Origin of the sequence: Enterobacter cloacae, assembly GCF_013375935.1 — a bacterium.
Classification (GTDB): Bacteria; Pseudomonadota; Gammaproteobacteria; order Enterobacterales; family Enterobacteriaceae; genus Enterobacter; species Enterobacter pasteurii.
Window position 1 is genome coordinate 2151675 of sequence record NZ_CP056117.1, and the last position, 16682, is coordinate 2168356.

General features: G+C 57.7%; 16 protein-coding genes. 3 read left to right on the plus strand and 13 right to left on the minus strand.

The features are described 5' to 3' along the window. Window positions 1–87 precede the first annotated feature (87 nt). Both luxS and HWQ14_RS10220 read left to right on the plus strand, forming a co-directional pair. A complete protein-coding gene (gene luxS, locus HWQ14_RS10215) occupies window positions 88–603 on the plus strand; it encodes an S-ribosylhomocysteine lyase (RefSeq protein WP_003862180.1) in 516 nt (171 codons plus the stop codon). Window positions 604–656: 53 nt separating this feature from the next. Then, window positions 657–1421 (plus strand): AraC family transcriptional regulator, encoded by a 765-nt coding sequence (locus tag HWQ14_RS10220; RefSeq protein ID WP_148421357.1) that lies wholly within the window; start codon window positions 657–659, stop codon window positions 1419–1421. On the opposite strand, the gene leuA is transcribed toward HWQ14_RS10220, so the two are convergent. From leuA to HWQ14_RS10285, 13 genes are all read right to left on the minus strand, one after another. Then, complete coding sequence (leuA, locus tag HWQ14_RS10225) at window positions 1408–3063, minus strand: 2-isopropylmalate synthase (protein WP_176609648.1); 1656 nt, start codon at window positions 3061–3063, stop codon at window positions 1408–1410. The two genes, HWQ14_RS10220 and leuA, sit on opposite strands and share 14 nt — an antisense overlap. 96 nt (window positions 3064–3159) lie before the next feature. Beyond that, complete coding sequence (emrB, locus tag HWQ14_RS10230; RefSeq protein WP_176609649.1) at window positions 3160–4707, minus strand: multidrug efflux MFS transporter permease subunit EmrB; 1548 nt, start codon at window positions 4705–4707, stop codon at window positions 3160–3162. Between the two features lie 16 nt (window positions 4708–4723). Beyond that, window positions 4724–5896 (minus strand): multidrug efflux MFS transporter periplasmic adaptor subunit EmrA, encoded by a 1173-nt coding sequence (emrA, locus tag HWQ14_RS10235; RefSeq protein WP_176609650.1) that lies wholly within the window; start codon window positions 5894–5896, stop codon window positions 4724–4726. Window positions 5897–6025: 129 nt separating this feature from the next. Beyond that, window positions 6026–6556: a multidrug efflux transporter EmrAB transcriptional repressor EmrR gene (gene emrR / locus HWQ14_RS10240; protein WP_176609651.1), complete on the minus strand. Its 531-nt coding sequence runs from the start codon at window positions 6554–6556 to the stop codon at window positions 6026–6028. Between the two features lie 314 nt (window positions 6557–6870). Continuing rightward, window positions 6871–8055: an MFS transporter gene (locus HWQ14_RS10245; RefSeq protein WP_176609652.1), complete on the minus strand. Its 1185-nt coding sequence runs from the start codon at window positions 8053–8055 to the stop codon at window positions 6871–6873. Between the two features lie 203 nt (window positions 8056–8258). Further along, window positions 8259–9254, minus strand: a complete 996-nt coding sequence (gene proX, locus HWQ14_RS10250; RefSeq protein WP_148421365.1) for a glycine betaine/L-proline ABC transporter substrate-binding protein ProX — start codon at window positions 9252–9254, stop codon at window positions 8259–8261. 9 nt (window positions 9255–9263) lie between these two features. Then, window positions 9264–10328 carry a glycine betaine/L-proline ABC transporter permease ProW gene (gene proW, locus HWQ14_RS10255; protein ID WP_176609653.1) on the minus strand — a complete coding sequence of 355 codons (1065 nt, stop codon included), beginning with the start codon at window positions 10326–10328 and terminating at the stop codon, window positions 9264–9266. Beyond that, the gene (gene proV / locus HWQ14_RS10260; protein WP_148421369.1) at window positions 10312–11523 is read right to left on the minus strand and encodes a glycine betaine/L-proline ABC transporter ATP-binding protein ProV; all 1212 of its coding nucleotides are present in this window, start codon (window positions 11521–11523) and stop codon (window positions 10312–10314) included. Before proV ends, proW begins: the two co-directional genes overlap by 17 nt. A gap of 333 nt (window positions 11524–11856) precedes the next feature. Continuing rightward, window positions 11857–12816, minus strand: coding sequence for a class 1b ribonucleoside-diphosphate reductase subunit beta (gene nrdF / locus HWQ14_RS10265; RefSeq protein ID WP_176609654.1), 960 nt, complete (start codon window positions 12814–12816; stop codon window positions 11857–11859). A 9-nt stretch (window positions 12817–12825) separates the two neighbouring features. Further along, the gene (gene nrdE, locus HWQ14_RS10270) at window positions 12826–14970 is read right to left on the minus strand and encodes a class 1b ribonucleoside-diphosphate reductase subunit alpha (protein ID WP_176609655.1); all 2145 of its coding nucleotides are present in this window, start codon (window positions 14968–14970) and stop codon (window positions 12826–12828) included. Then, window positions 14943–15353: a class Ib ribonucleoside-diphosphate reductase assembly flavoprotein NrdI gene (gene nrdI / locus HWQ14_RS10275; protein ID WP_148421376.1), complete on the minus strand. Its 411-nt coding sequence runs from the start codon at window positions 15351–15353 to the stop codon at window positions 14943–14945. The genes nrdE and nrdI overlap by 28 nt, the downstream gene beginning before the upstream one ends. Then, on the minus strand, window positions 15350–15589 hold the full coding sequence (gene nrdH, locus HWQ14_RS10280; RefSeq protein WP_227009797.1) for a glutaredoxin-like protein NrdH: 240 nt from the start codon (window positions 15587–15589) through the stop codon (window positions 15350–15352). The genes nrdI and nrdH overlap by 4 nt, the downstream gene beginning before the upstream one ends. A 243-nt stretch (window positions 15590–15832) precedes the next feature. Then, window positions 15833–16159, minus strand: coding sequence for a DUF883 domain-containing protein (locus HWQ14_RS10285; protein WP_017382769.1), 327 nt, complete (start codon window positions 16157–16159; stop codon window positions 15833–15835). 159 nt (window positions 16160–16318) lie between these two features. Here HWQ14_RS10285 and HWQ14_RS10290 point away from each other — a divergent pair, with 159 nt between their 5' ends. Further along, window positions 16319–16663, plus strand: a complete 345-nt coding sequence (locus tag HWQ14_RS10290; protein ID WP_006811693.1) for a DUF2002 family protein — start codon at window positions 16319–16321, stop codon at window positions 16661–16663. Window positions 16664–16682 lie beyond the last annotated feature (19 nt).

Here is a 16682-nt window from a genome sequence, read left to right on the forward strand (position 1 = left end):
ACAAATGCGCGTCTTTCATATACTCAGACGCGCATTGTGTAGAAGAGTTCAGTTTATTTTAAAAAAAATCACTATCGGAGGTGACGTATGCCGTTATTAGATAGCTTTACTGTCGACCATACCCGTATGGAAGCACCTGCAGTCCGCGTGGCGAAGACCATGAACACCCCGCACGGCGACACGATCACCGTTTTCGATCTGCGCTTCTGCGTGCCAAATAAGGAAGTGATGCCGGAGAAAGGCATTCACACCCTGGAGCACCTGTTCGCCGGTTTTATGCGCGACCACCTGAACGGCAACGGCGTTGAGATCATCGATATCTCTCCGATGGGCTGCCGCACCGGTTTTTACATGAGCCTGATTGGTCAGCCAGAAGAGAAGCGCGTTGCGGATGCGTGGAAAGCTGCGATGGAAGACGTGCTGAAGGTAAAAGAGCAGAACCAGATCCCCGAGCTGAACGTGTATCAGTGCGGCACCTACCAGATGCACTCTCTGGAAGAAGCGCAGGAGATTGCCCGCCATATCATCGAACGCGACGTTCGCGTAAACAGCAACGATGAGCTGGCCCTGCCAAAAGAGAAGCTCCAGGAACTGCACATCTAGTGCACCCTTTCCCTCTCCTTCAGGGAGAGGGTAGGGTGAGGGTTGTTTAGCCCATGACCACAACCACAACCTTCTCCTTTACCCACCGCCCGCTTGTTCCGTTCGCACATGATTATGCTCACGGTGCCAGCGAGCCGTGGCATCGGCACGACTGCGCTCAGCTCCTGCATAGCCTGACGGGCGTCGTGCGCGTCGACACCGTCTCCGGCTGCTGGGTGGTGCCGCCTGGCCGCGGCGTGTGGCTACCTGCGGGTACGCAGCACGCCCTGCGCATCACCGGCAACGTTGCGGCCCGCACGCTGTTTATCGATCCGCTGGCGCGCGCCGATCTCCCGGCGACCTGTCAGATCGTGCAGATCTCCCCGCTGTTGCGCGAGCTGATCCTTACCTCACTTACGCTTCCTGAATCTTACGCCCCCGGAAGCCGCGATGAACGCGTCTATGAGCTGATCCTCGACGAAATTCGCATCATGCCGATACTGCCGTTTCACCTGCCTGAACCGCAAAGCGAGGCGCTGCGCCACCTTTGCCAGCAGATTCGACAGGCCTCAGGCGAGAGCTGGAGCAGCGCACAGGCGGCGAAGCTGTTGAGCATGAGCGAACGGACGCTGAACCGCCATTTTCAGCAGCAGACCGGGTTAAGCTACAGCGAATGGGTGAGACGGGCACGGCTGCTGGAAGCACTAGTGCGGCTTGCGCAGGGCCAGCCGGTGCTGCGCGTGGCGCTGGATCTGGGGTACGGCAGCCACAGCGCGTTCACGGCAATGTTTCGCCGGGTGATGGGTATCTCACCCAGCGATTACTTTAAGAACGACTGACCGCGTTAAGCAGCGCCTGAAGCGATGCGCGCGCCACGTCGCCGTCAATGCCCACGCCCCAGCTGCTGGTACCGTCCTGGAACAGGCAGCGGATATAGGCCACCGAGCGGCTGTCGCTGCGTTCACCCAGGGTATGTTCGTGATAATCCTTAATCACAAACGGCGCGTCGACCCAGCGGCTTAAGCCGTGAGCGGCGGCGGAGAGCAGCCCGTTTCCCTGGCCCTCCAGCTGGCGCGTTCCCCCTTGCGTGGCGACGATCGCCGTCAGCCGCAGCAGGCCCTCCTTCTGGCCGTCGCTGCTGTAGGATTGCAGGGCAAACTTCGGGGCCGCTACCAGCCCGTAGCGGGTACGAAACAGCTGCCACAGCGCATTCTGCGTCATCTCTTTTCCGTGGCGATCCGTTTCCTGCTGCACGTGCTGGCTAAAATCCTGCTGCAGCGCGCGGGGCAACTTCAGGCCGTGGTTTTGCTCGATAAGCCACGCGCTGCCGCTTTTTCCTGACTGGCTGTTCACGCGGATGACCGCTTCATAGGTACAGCCGATATCCTGCGGATCGACGGGCAGGTACGGCATCTCCCAGCGCTCGCCAGGCCGGCGGGCATCGAAGCCTTTCTTGATGGCATCCTGATGCGAGCCGGAGAAGGCGGTATAGGCCAGCCAACCCGCCCACGGATGACGCGGATGGACGGGAAGCTGGTTGCAGGTTTCAACCGTTTCTACCACCCGGTGCATATCGCTGAAGTCAAGATTCGGGCTAACGCCCTGGCTGTAGAGATTCATCGCCAGCGTCACCAGGCAGACGTTGCCCGTGCGCTCGCCGTTGCCAAACAGGCATCCCTCCACGCGATCGGCTCCGGCCATCACCGCCAGCTCCGCGCTGGCGACGCCGGTCCCGCGATCGTTATGGGGATGCACGCTGATGCAGACGTCGCTGCGGCGGCTGAAGTGGCGGCAGAAATACTCGATCTGGTCGGCATAGACGTTCGGCGTACTCACTTCCACGGTTGCCGGTAAGTTGACGATCATCGGACGCGCCCCGCACGGCTGCCAGATATCCGCCACGGCTTCACAAATCTCCAGCGCAAACTCCGGCTCGGTAAAGCAGAAGGTTTCCGGCGAATACTCATACTGCCAGCGGGTGTCGGGGTTTTCTTCGCATAATTGCCGGATAAGGCGCGTGGAGCGCGTCGCCAGTTCGACTACCTGCGCCTTCTCCATGCCGAACACCAGACGGCGGAACAGCGGGGCTGTCGCATTATAGAGGTGTACGGTGGCCTGCTTAGCGCCGCGCAGGGACGCAAAGGTGCGGATGATGAGATCTTCCCGCGCCTGGGTTAACGCCTGAATGGTGACGTCATCCGGAATGCGGTTTTCTTCAATCAGCTGGCGCACAAAATTGAAGTCCGTCTGCGAGGCGGACGGAAAAGCAACCTCGATCTCCTTAAAGCCGCAGTCCAGCAGCAGCTCCCAGAACAGCAGCTTGCGCGCGCCGTCCATCGGCTCGGCCAGAGCCTGGTTACCGTCGCGCAGGTCGGTGGAGAGCCAGCGCGGCGCGCGCGTAATGCGTTGCTCCGGCCAGCGGCGGTCGGGCAGGGAAAGCGGGGGATAAGGCCGGTATTTGTCGGCGGGGGTGTTCAGCATGATGCGCTCCTGTTGTCTTTTCACTATCGTGAATCGATTTCAGGAGCGCTGCTTTATCGGAACGGACAATCGCTGTCGCGTTTTGGACAACGCGAATTAATGCGCGCCGCCGCCGCCGCTACCGGCTCCAAACGGCGGTTTGGCAAACCACACCAGCCCCAGCAGGACGATAAAGATCCCGGTCGAAATCCAGAAAATTTCGTTCGCCGAGATAATTAACCCCTGGTTGGTGATCTGCTGGGCAAGCCAGCCGGACGCCTGCTGCTCCGTCATGCCCATCCCCTCAAGCTGGCTATACATCTGCTGCGCGTTCGGGTTGAACGGGTTTACCGCTTCGGTCAGCTGGGCATGGTGCATCGATTCCCGGTTGGTCCACAGGGTAGTGGTGATCGAGGTCCCGATGGAGCCCGCCAGCGTGCGGGTAAAGTTCGACAGGCTCGATGCCGCCGCCATGCGCTCGGGCGGCAACCCGGAAAGCGTAATGGTGGTCAGCGGCATAAAGAAGCACGCCACGGCAAAGCCCTGAATAAACTGCGGCCACGCGGAAGCGCCAAAGTCCATTCCCGGCTCGAACGTGTACGCGCGCCAGTAGAAGCACACGGCGTACATGATGAAGCTGAAGGTCACCAGCCGGCGCATATCGAGCTTATGGGCGAAGCGGCCAATAATCGGCGACAGCAGCACCGGTATTAGCCCTACCGGCGCGGACGCCAGCCCCGCCCAGGTTGCGGTATAGCCGTAAACCTCCTGCAGCAGCTGCGGCAGCAGAACGATCGCGCCGAAGTAGAGCATATAGGCGAGGCTGATACAGAGGCAGCCGATGGTGAAGTTTCGCGACTTAAACAGCGAGAGATCGACAATCGGGTTATCGTCCGTCAGCTCCCAGACAATCAGGAAGCTGATGGCAACCACGGCGACCACCGTCAGCACGATGATTTCCGTCGAGGCAAACCAGTCCAGCTCCTTACCGCGGTCGAGCATGATTTGCAGGCTGCCGATGCCGACAACCAGCAGCGCCAGCCCGATGCCGTCGATCCGCCGCTGTTCGGTCCGCGTTTCGCGGCCGCGCAGAGACTGAAGCGTCATCAGCACCACCAGCGCACCGATAGGCACGTTGATGAAGAAGATCCAGCCCCAGTGGTAGTTATCGCTGATATAGCCGCCGAGGATTGGCCCGCAAATTGGCGCGACAATCACCGTCATCGACCACAGCGCGAGCGCGATGGAGCGTTTGGCGGGCGGATAGTTATTCAGCAGTAAGCTTTGCGATAGCGGAATCAGCGGACCGGCGACAATCCCCTGAATAACGCGGAAGAAGATCAGCATCGTCAGGCTGCTGGACATGCCGCACGCCCAGGAGGCAAGCACGAACAGGATTGTCGACCAGAGGAACAGCTTCACTTCGCCGACGCGCTTCGCCAGCCAGCCGGTAATCGGAATGGAGATGGCGTTCGCCACCCCGAACGAGGTAATAACCCAGGTCCCCTGGCTCAGGGATGAGCCAAGGTTACCGGCGATGGTTGGGATCGCCACGTTTGCGATGGTGGAGTCCAGCACCTGCATGAATGTCGCCAGCGACAGCGCAATGGTCATAATGACCAGCTGCGCCCCCTCCAGCGGTTTTTGCGGCTTTTGCTGTTGCATAACGCTCACCTTCGGATTAACCGGCGTTTGCCTTCACGATGTCATCGATCAGCTTATTGACCGGATCGAGGCTAATTTCACGGGCGTTACTTTCATAAGCCGGCGTGCTGCGCACCTGGCTTGCGAGGATCTGGCCGTCGCGGTTGGCGGTATCCACCGTCACCAGCGTGGAAAGGCCAATTCGCAGCGGATGGTCTGCCAGCTGTTTAGGATCCAGCTCGATACGCACCGGCAAGCGCTGTACCACTTTGATCCAGTTCCCGGTGGCGTTCTGCGCGGGCAGCAGGCTGAACGCGCTGCCGGTGCCCATGTCCAGACCGACCACTTTCCCGGTGTACTTCACGTCATCACCGTAGATGTCGCTGACCACGGTCGCGGTCTGGCCGATACGCATATGCGCAAGCTGGGTCTCTTTGAAGTTCGCGTCCACCCACAGATTGTTCGCCGGAACGACGGCCATCAGCGGGGTGGTGGTGCCAATCTGCGCGCCAGGCTGCACCGAGCGGCGAGAGACGTAGCCGGTCATCGGGCTGACGATTTTCGTACGCTGCAGGGCAAGCCATGCGTTGCGCACCTCGGTCGCTGCCTGTTGCACCGCTGGCTGGTTTTCCAGAGAGGTGCCCAGCACCATCGCCTGGTTGGCGTTGTACTGCTGAATCGCCACGTCCAGCTGCGCCTGAGCGCTGGCAACCGCATCGCGGGCGTGCTGCAGCTCTTCGCGGCCAATCAGGTTGGCGGTGCCGAGAGGAACGCGACGCTTAAGGTCGCTCTGCGCCTGCGCCAGTGCGGTTTTCTGCACGTCGATGTTGGCCTGAAGCTGCTTGCTGTTGATCATCAGCTGGCGGGTCTGACGAACGCTGGAGGCCAGCTGCGTCTGTGCTTTTTCAAACGCCTGCTGGGCGTCGGTCGGATCGAGCGTGACCAGCACATCGCCTTTTTTCACAAAGTCGGTATTGTCGGCCCAGACTTTCGTCACGCTGCCCGACACCTGCGCCATGATTTGAACCTGGTTCCCTGCCACGTATGCATCGTCTGTCTCTTCAACATGACGCAATACTAAAAACCAATAGATCCCATATGCCACGGCAATAATAATAAAGAGCAAGGTCAGCAGAAGAAGGGCGCTCTTACGTTTGCCCTTCTTGTTGACCGGTTGCTGCGGGGGAGTGTTCTCCGCATTTGCGCTCATTGTTGTTCTCCACGATCTTTTTATTTTCACATCGGCTGAGCCGACCTGTTGTCAGAAAGGCCAGCAGTTTGACGTGCTGGCCTGTCAGTTTTTCTTTTCGAAATCTGGAATGTTGAGCGGATTGTCGCGTTAGCGCAGCGCCTCGAGAATGGTGCCATCTTCATCCATCTGGTCCAGACGGGTGAGCAGCTTGCGAGTAATGTGCTCAAGCTGGTCGCGCTCGGCGGTGCTGAGGGCAGACCAGAGCTGGTGCAGGCAGTTGTGCTGCGGCGGCAGCACTTCGCGCAGGAATTCGTGACCTTTTTCGGTCAGCTGCAGATGCAGGCAGCGGCGATCGTTATCGCTTTCACGGCGTTCGATCCAGCCGCGCTTTTCCAGCTCGTCAGCAATACGGGTTGCATTAGTACGGGATGAACCCAGCGCGCAGCTCAGTTCCGACGGCTGAATGCTATGATTTTCCTGAGACTCCAGCGTAATCAACGCCATAAACAACGTCTCGTTAATCCCTTGAGCTTTCAGCATTTTATTACGGTTTTCCAGCAGCTTACCCTGCATGTGCATGCACAGGCGCGTCAGCAGGATTTCCTGATACGGGAAGTCCTCATGACGACTCGCGCGGAACTTAAGCATTTGTTCAATGGGCGTAAACGAACTATCCATTTTGGGCATAACCTCATTAATTACAGCCGATATAGTAACGACGGTGACAAATAATGTAAATGAATTATTTGTGCGGTTATATCCGCCAAAAGTATGTCACCGTCAGAAAGCGCCGGGTAAATCCGTGACCCGGTGAGCACAGAAAGGGTGGGGTGGGTACCCGCGAAAGAGAGGACGTGAGGACAGGGGTCTGAGCTATTCATGCCGGTAGTAAATATGTCACCCACAGTAAAATTTCTGGGATAAATGATTACCGTTACATTAACAGATGCAGGCCCCCTTTACACCCCAGGAGGCCCAAAGCAATGTAAATCTTAGTGAATTGCGTCCTGACGGTGATACCCGCGCCACCATACCAGCAGGTTCACTGCCGCCACGATAGCGCCGATAGCGCATACGCCCGTCCAGCCCGCATGCTGCCACGCGGAGGCTGAAATCAGCGAGCCCGCCGCGCCGCCGATAAAGTAGCTGGTCATGTACCCGGCGGTGAGGCGGTTACGTGCGTCCGGCTTCACGCGATAAATCACGGTCTGATTGGTGATATGCACGCCCTGCACGGTGAGGTCGAGGACCAGAATACCGACAATCAGCGCCAGCACCGAGGTATGCCCGTACCAGATCGCAGCCCATGAGAGCAGGAGCAGCACCAGCCCTGCGGAGGTGGTCATGTGAGATTTGCCCTTGTCGGCCAGTCCTCCGGCCGGACGCGCGCCCAGTGCGCCCGCCGCGCCCGCCAGCCCGAACAGGCCAATGACCCCTTCCGAATAGTTAAACGGCGGGGCCGCGAGCAGAAACGCCATCGACGTCCACAAAATGCTGAAGTTGGCGAAGGTCAGGCACCCCAGAATAGCGCGCGTGCGCAGGAGCTTATCTCTGGTGAAGAGGCTGAAAACGGAAGCGAGGAGCTGCGCATAGTTCAGGTGATTCTCCTGCTTCACTTTCGGCAGGCCGCGCCACAGCGCCAGCGCCATGACAACCATCAGCACGCTCGCCACCCAGTAAACGGTGCGCCAGCCGCCGAGGCTCGCCAGCAGACCCGCAACGGTTCGCGCCAGCAGGATGCCCAGCAGCAGGCCGCTCATGATGGTGCCGACCACTTTGCCGCGTTTTTCCGGCGAGGCCAGCGTTGCGGCGAGGGGAACCAGAATTTGCGCCACCACGGAGAACAGCCCCGTCAGCGCGGTGCCGATAATCATCATCGTTAACGACTGGCTGCTGGCGGTGATCAGCATGCCGCCTGCCGCCAGAAGCGTCATGGAGACAATAAGCATCCGGCGCTCAAACATATCGCCAAGCGGCACCAGGAACAGCAGCCCTGCCGCATAGCCGAGCTGCGCGGCGGTGACGATAAAGCCGGCGGAGCTGGCAGAAAGATCGAAGGCGCGCGCGATGGTATCAAGCAGAGGCTGCGCGTAATAGTTGCTGGCGACAGCCAGACCCGTTGCCACGGACATTAAAAGGATAAGCGCGGGGCTAAGCCCCTGAGTTGTTTTTGTCATTAGTTTCAGGAATCGTTAGTTAGGTGATTATTTTTCCGGAAACATAATAACTAATGATTGTGAATGTTGGGGGATTGTTACGTGATGGATTGTGCGGTTTAGGGGATGGTGCGGTCTGGTGCCCTCACCCTAACCCTCTCCCACAGGGAGAGGGAACGCTAACACCCTCTTCCTTGGGAGAGAGCCGGGGTGAGGGGAAAAACTTACTTCTGCGCCTCAAGCGCCTCCTTCACCCAACCGTCAAATTGCTGCTGGTGGGCTTTGATCCAGCCATCCACGTGGTTTTTAATATCCGCTTCGGAGGATTTACCCGCGTGCATCATGGCGTTCTGAGCGTTGATGTCCGCCAGCGGCAGCTTCATCACGGAGAACAGCTTCGCCGCCGCCGGGTTTTTCTCGGCCCAGGCTTTGTTAGCCACAATATGCATGGTGTTCACCGGGAAGCCATAGTTCATGCCGTTCGGCAGTTTGGTGTCGATATCTTTCTGTTCGCCCGGCAGGGAGGAGAACGGTACCTGCAGCCACACCACGTCTTTGCCCGGCTTCAGCACGTCGCTCACCCAGTACGGGGTCCAGGTATAATAGATAACCGGTTTGCCCTCTTTAAAACGAGCAATGGTATCGGCCATCATCGCGGAGTAGTTACCGTGGCTCACGTCGACGGTCTTCGCCAGGTCAAAGGCCTTGTTCTGGTGGTTGATCACCGCTTCACAGCCCCAGCCCGGTGAACAGCCCATCATGTCGGCCTTGCCGTCACCGTTGGTATCGAACAGTCTGGCGATCTTCGGATCCTTCAGCTGCTCAATGTTGGTGATGTGGTACTTATCGGCGGTTTTTTTGTCGATCAGATAGCCCTGCGCTGCGCCGGTCACGAAGGTGCCTTCCCGATAGAACTTCTTGTCGCCGCCCGCGGCGGCATACATGTCGTCGTGCAGCGGCTGCCAGTTCACGGCGGTAAAGGTGGCGTCACCGGAGGCAATCGAGGTATAGCCTACGTTATAATCCACTTCGCTGGCGGTATTTACCGTATAGCCCAGCTTCTCCAGCGCGCGGCTGACGATCTGCGTCTGGAAGCTCTCTTCCGAAATGGTGCTCTGCACCGGCTGTACGGTAATGCCTTTACCCGGCAGCTCAGCCGCAAACGTGCTGGTGGAGACAAGGGTGGCAATCGCTGTAGCAAAAAGTACGCTCTGTCGCATCGTTGTTCCTTATTTTGTAAATGGACGGGTGAGTAACCCGACAGGGCCGGTGGTATACCAGTGACGGTTGCCGCGACTGCGTGAATCACGACCGACGGCCTGGGTCAGGCGGTCAAGAATAATGGCGAGGATCACAATCCCTACGCCGCCGACGGTTGCCAGCCCCATGTCGAGGCGGCCAATGCCGCGCAGCACCATCTGGCCCAGTCCGCCTACGGCAATCATCGAGGCGATAACCACCATCGACAGCGCCAGCATCAGCGTCTGGTTAACGCCTGCCATAATGGTCGGCATCGCCAGCGGAAGCTGAACCTTAAACAGCATCTGGCGCGGGCTGGCGCCGAACGAGCGCGATGCCTCAATCAGATCTGCCGGCACCTGGTTAATGCCCAGAATGGTCAGGCGAATAATCGGCGGCAGGGCGAAGATAATGGTCACCACCACGCCCGGCACGTTACCGATGCCGAAGAGCATCACGATAGGCACCAGATAAACGAACGCCGGGGTGGTCTGCATCGCATCCAGCAGCGGACGGATAATTTTCGCGGCCCGCGGGCTACGCGCCAGCCAGATCCCCATCGGTAGCCCGATGACGATGCAGAACAGCAGGGCGGTCAGCACCAGCGCGAGGGTGATCATCGCCTGCGACCACGCGCCAATCGCGCCGATAGCGATCAGGGAAATCAGCGTGGCGACCCCCATCCCCGCGCTGCCAAACTGCCACGCGATAAGCGAGAACAGGATAATGGCCACCGGTGCAGGCATGCCCAGCATCAGCTGCTGGAAGCCGTTCAGGATGTAATCCACCGGGATGCGGATCCCCTGGAATACCGGGCGGAAGTGGGTTACCACCCAGTCGATCCCCTGCGTGACCCAGCTGTCCAGCGGGATCAGCGTTTTGTGGAACGGATCCATAATGTTGAAGTGTTCTGGCGCAGGCGCGGGTGCGCTGTTCAGCCAGTCTGCCGCGCCGCCGCCATCGGCCGGCGCTGGCGTGGAGCCCCACGCATCGGCGGATTGCGCAGCGCTGTCCGCCGCTTCAGTGGTGCCCCACGGGTTAGATTGATCGGTCATTGTTTGCCCCCTCGCGATCTAAAGCCTGCAGCAACATGCGTTTTGAGATGATGCCGACGTACTGTTGTTCCTCACCCACGACCGGTACGGCGCACGGCGCCTGGCCGACGTGAGAGAGCAGCTCGCTGAGCGGCGTTTCGGCATCCACGGCAAGCGGAGCGTCAATTAACGCCGCATCGATTCCCTGGTTTTCGCCGAGTGCGGTTTTCAGAGAGTCGATGGAAACAACGCCGACAAATTTATTGCCGCGTTCAACCAGATAGCCGTATTCACGGTCTTCGTCCTGCAGCAGCTTAAGCGCGGAGCGCGGGCCAAAACCCGGCGTTTTACGGATAATGCCGTTCGGGGTTCGGCGGGCAATATCTTTGGCGCTGAATACCTGGCTAATATCCACGCCGCGGAAGAAGGTACGCACATAATCATTTGCCGGGTTATTGAGAATTTCATCCGGCGTGCCGACCTGCACCACTTCACCATTTTGCATAATGGCGATACGGTCGCCAATACGCATGGCTTCATCCAGATCGTGAGAAATAAAAACAATCGTGCGCTGATGTTTGGCCTGTAATTTTACCAGCTCATCCTGCATCTCGGTACGAATTAACGGATCGAGTGCCGAGAAGGCTTCATCCATTAATAATATATCCGGATTAATGGCTAATGCGCGGGCTAATCCTACGCGCTGACGCATACCGCCGGAAAGTTCATCCGGATACGCGTGCGCATAATTCTCCAGCCCCACCTGACGCAGCGCATCAAGGGCTTTTTCCTGACGTTCCTGAGCGGGCGTGCCGGCTAATTCCATGCCAAAGGCGGTATTATCCAGCACCGTCATATGCGGCATTAGGGCGAATGACTGAAACACCATTGCAATCTTCTTTCTGCGCACCTCGCGAAGCTCGGCGTCTGATATTCTGGCGATATCCACGCCGTCAATCAGCACCTGTCCGCGGGTGGGTTCAATCAGGCGATTGAGAAGGCGAACCATAGTGGATTTACCCGAACCGGATAATCCCATGATGACAAATATCTCGCCTTCTTCAATGGCCAGACTGGCGTCTTTAACGCCAAGCGATAGCCCGGTTTTTTCCAGAATTTGCTCTTTCGAAAGGCCCTTCTCAATATATTTGAATGCGCGCTGCGGATGCTCGCCAAATATTTTATAAAGATTTTTCACTTCTAATTTAATTGCCATGCAATAGAGAGTGTCCTGTTATTTGTTTATGTCGATATGATTACCATGGTAAATAGTTAACTGGCATTACCCTAACATACTCAGAATCTGAGACAACCCTGCACCGGCCTGAGGCCGGAATTTTGCCACAAGCGAAACGGCTGAATTTCCCATGAATAAAGGGCTGAGGGAGGTTTGAATTTTTCTGATTTTTTTGCTGCTGCATCGGGAAATTTCGCCTGAATCGGTGTGATTCAGGCGAATATGACGGGTAAATTACAGTGTAGTACCTGGTGAAATAATGGTGTGGAAATAAGGGGATTTATATTTAATTAATGAACGTTAATGCATTCATTAAAAATCCCAGTCCTCGTCTTCCGTCTCCACCGCTTTGCCCATCACGTACGACGACCCGGACCCGGAGAAGAAGTCATGGTTTTCATCGGCGTTCGGCGACAGCGCCGCCAGGATCGCCGGGTTCACCTCCGCCATTTCCGGCGGGAACAGCGCCTCGTAGCCGAGGTTCATCAGCGCTTTATTGGCGTTGTAACAGAGGAACGCCTTTACGTCCTCTTCCCAGCCGGTTCCGGCGTAGAGTTCGTCGGTATAGCGCAGCTCGTTATCGTACAGATCCATCAGCAAATCAAGGGCAAAGCCTTTGAGTTCCTCGCGTTTTTCCGGGCTGACTTTCTCCAGCCCTTTCTGGTACTTATAGCCGATATAGTATCCGTGCACCGCTTCATCCCGAATGATGAGGCGAATCAAATCGGCGGTGTTGGTGAGCTTGCCCCGGCTCGACCAGTACATTGGCAGCCAGAAGCCAGAATAGAAAAGAAACGATTCCAGGAACACGCTGGCGATCTTCTTCTTCAGCGGCTCGTCGGCCCGATAATATTCCAGCACCAGCTCCGCCTTGCGCTGCAACGACGCGCTCTCCTCGCTCCAGGCGTAGGCTGCATCAACATCTCTGGTCTGGCACAGCGTCGAGAAAATCGAGCTGTAGGATCGGGCGTGCACTGCCTCCATGAAGCTGATATTCGACATCACCGCCTCTTCGTGCGGCGTCAGCGCATCGCTCATCAGCGCGGGCGCGCCCACGGTGTTCTGAATGGTGTCCAGCAGGGTCAGGCCGGTAAAGACGCGGATCGTCAGCTGCTGCTCGGCGTGGCTGAGGGTCTGCCACGCCGGAATATCGTTGGAGAGCGGCACCTTTTCCGGCAGCCAGAAGTTGCTGGTGAGGCGGTTCCACACCTCCAGATCTTTGTCGTCCTGAATCTTGTTCCAGTTAACGGCGCTCACGCGTGACAGTTTCATCCTTTCTCCTTACAGCGCGCAGGACACGCAGCCTTCAATTTCGGTGCCTTCCAGCGCAAGCTGGCGCAGGCGAATGTAGTACAGCGTTTTGATGCCTTTCTTCCAGGCGTAAATCTGCGCCCTGTTGATATCCCGCGTGGTGGCGGTATCCGGGAAGAACAGCGTCAGCGACAGCCCCTGATCCACGTGCTTCGTCGCCTCGGCGTAGGTATCAATGATTTTTTCCGGGCCGATCTCATACGCGTCCTGATAGAGCGCCAGATTCTCGTTGTTCATAAACGGGGCAGGGTAGTAGACGCGCCCGGTTTTGCCTTCCTTACGGATTTCAATTTTCGACACGATCGGATGAATGCTCGACGTGGCGTGGTTGATGTAAGAGATTGAGCCGGTGGGCGGCACCGCCTGCAGGTTCTGGTTGTAGATGCCGTAGCGCATCACGTCGTCACGCAGCTGCAGCCACATGTCGCGCGTCGGCAGAACGATCCCCGCACGCGCGAACAGCTCGCGCACCTTTTCGGTTTTCGGCTGCCAGTCGCCTTCCAGATACTGGCTGAAATACTCCCCGCTGGCGTAGCGCGACCGCTCAAAGCCGGCGAAACGCTGGTTGCGCTCGCGCGCCAGCATCATGGACGTGTGCAGCGCGTGCCAGGTGACGGTGTAGAAATAGAAGTTGGTGAAATCGAGCCCTTCCGGGCTGCCGTAGGCGATGCCCTCCCGCGCCAGATAGCCGTGCAGGTTCATCTGCCCGAGGCCGATGGCGTGCGACGCGGCGTTGCCTGCCTCAATGGACGGCACGCTGCGGATGTGGCTCATGTCCGAGACCGCCGTCAGCCCGCGAACGGCGGTCTCCACCGTGCGGCCAAAATCGGGAGAATCCATGGTGTGGGCAATATTCAGCGACCCGAGGTTACAGGAGATATCTTTGCCGATGTCGGCGTAGTCCAGATTCTCGTCATAGGTGGAGGCGCTGTTGACCTGCAAAATCTCCGAACACAGGTTGCTCATGTTGATGCGCCCGGCAACCGGATTCGCGCGATTCACCGTGTCCTCGTACATGATGTACGGATAGCCGGATTCAAACTGAATTTCAGCCAGCGTCTGGAAGAAATCCCGGGCGTTGATGTATTTTTTGCGAATGCGATCGTCGGCGACCAGCTCGTCGTACAGCTCGCTTATCGCCACGTCGCCAAACGCTTTGCCGTAAATTCGCTCAACGTCATACGGCGAGAATAGCGCCATGTCGGCATTCTCTTTGGCGAGCGTAAAGGTGATATCCGGGATTACTACGCCAAGCGACAGGGTTTTGATGCGGATTTTTTCGTCGGCGTTTTCGCGTTTGGTATCCAGAAACCGCAGGATGTCCGGGTGGTGGGCGTGAAGATAAACGGCGCCAGCGCCCTGCCGCGCGCCAAGCTGGTTGGCATAGGAGAAGGCGTCTTCCAGCATCTTCATCACCGGGATCACGCCCGAAGACTGGTTTTCGATGCGCTTGATCGGCGCGCCCGCTTCACGCAGGTTCGAAAGCAAAAACGCCACGCCGCCGCCGCGCTTGGAAAGCTGCAGCGCCGAGTTCACCGCGCGGCCAATCGACTCCATATTGTCTTCAATACGCAGCAGGAAGCAGGAGACCAGCTCACCGCGCTGGGCTTTACCGCCGTTGAGGAAGGTGGGCGTGGCGGGCTGGAAGCGGCCGGAGAGCATCTCTTCCGTCAGCCTTTCGGCCAGCGCTTCATCGCCCTGCGCCAGCGTCAGCGCCACCATAACCACGCGATCTTCAAAGCTTTCCAGATAGCGCTTGCCGTCGAAGGTTTTCAGGGTGTAGCTGGTGTAATACTTCCACGCGCCGAGAAACGTCTGGAAGCGAAAGCCGCTGGCGTGAGCGCGCTCAAACAGCGCCACCACGAAGGGGCGGTCGTAGCGGGTTAACGTCCGCTCTTCGTAATAACCCTCTTTAACCAGATAGTCGAGACGCTCCTGCTGGCTGCCGAAGGTCACGCTGTTCGGGCGGACGTGGGCGGCGATAAAGGCGTCTACCGCCTCACGATCTTTACCAAACTGTATGCGTCCCTCACGGTCATAGAGGTTGAGCATCGCGTTCAGCGCGTGGTAATCCGGTGTCGCCTGAATCACGCGTTCTGCGGTTGTCGTTGCCAAAATTCGTTTACTCCTTTACGCACGTTCTCTACGTCCTGCTGTGTCCCCATCAGTTCAAAACGATAGAGATACGGCACGCCGCATTTTTGAGAGATGACATCCCCGGCGCGGGCAAAGGCCTCGCCGAAGTTGCGATTGCCCGCCGCGATCACGCCGCGAATCAGCCGTCGGTTATGGGGATCGTTCAGAAAGCGGATCACCTGACGGGGAACGGCTCCCGCCGTGCCGCCGCCGCCGTAGCTGGGCACCACCAGGATGTAAGGTTCGTCTACCCGAATACGCTCCCGCTCGTTCAGCGGAATGCGCACCGCAGGCAGCCCGAGGCGCTCCATAAACCGAAGCGTGTTTTCCGAGCTGCTGGAAAAGTAGACCAGCCCGCTCATGCACGCGTGGCCTGAGCGCTCAGGCGATTGATCATGTCCGGGCGAAAGCCGGACCAGCTGGTGTCACCGGCAACCACGACCGGAAGCTGACGGAAGCCCTGCGCCCGCAGGATGTCGGCCGCATCGGGCACCTGATCGAGATTGACCATCTCAAAGGCTACGCCGCGGCTCTCCATTGCACGCTTCGTGGCGTGGCACTGAACACAATCGTTACGAGTGTAAATAATAATGCTCATGATTCGTATTTCCATTTAGAATGAGAAATCGGCGCGAGTAAACGCGTCATGTCGTGTGTGTCTTGCTTAAGGAAATACTAGATGTAGTTGAGATAAGATTCAACCATACAAGATATGGGAAAATCAGATTGATGTAGCCCCAATGATGAGCACAGCGGGGAAGGGCGTGCTGCGCGGGTTTTTCAGGCTTTCAGGCAAAGAAAAGCCCCGGCGCCTGGGGCGACCGGGGCCGAAAGCTCACGCTTACTTACGCAGGCTGAGCAGGGCGCCGACAAAAATACCCACCGCCGCGACCGTGCCCAGCGTACAGAGCGGTTTCTCACGCACAAAGGTCGTGGCGCAGCTGGCCATGTCGCAGGCGGCCTGCGTGGTGCGTGAACGGCCGTTCATCCGTGCCCGCGTTTCACGCAGCAGAGACTGAGCCTTACGTTTCGCGGCATCTGCTTCATCCTTCGCATCAGAACCCCAGGATTTGAGCACCGCTTCCAGCGTGTCCGCTAATTGGCTGACATCGTTACGAATATCCTGAGTGTCGTCGTTAATATCGTTTCGGTTCGGTCTGTTAAACATACGATCCTCCATAATTTTGCGTTCCCGTTTAGTTTAGTTCAGAAATGTAATATCTGAAGCGAGTCACGGCTTATCGGGCAGTTTATGGAATATTCTGAAAGCCCTGCTAATGCTGAATACTGTAAGGTTGCCGGGCAGGAATGATAACGAGGAAGAGATATGTATTTACGACCCGATGAAGTGGCGCGCGTTCTTGAAAAAGAAGGTTTCACCATGGATGAGGTAACATCAAAAGCGTACGGATATCGCCGTGGCGAGAATTATGTTTACGTTAACCGTGAAGCACGAATGGGGCGTACCGCTCTCATTATTCACCCGACACTGAAAGACAGAAGCCTGTCATTTGCTGAGCCTGCCTCGGATATTAAAACCTGCGATCATTATCAGCAATTTCCGCTCTATTTAGGCGGCGAGACGCATGAGCATTATGGTATTCCGCACGGTTTCAGCTCGCGTATGGCGCTGGAGCGGTTCCTGAAAGGACTGTTTGGCGACGTACAGTAATTTTGCGACTGGCATGAGC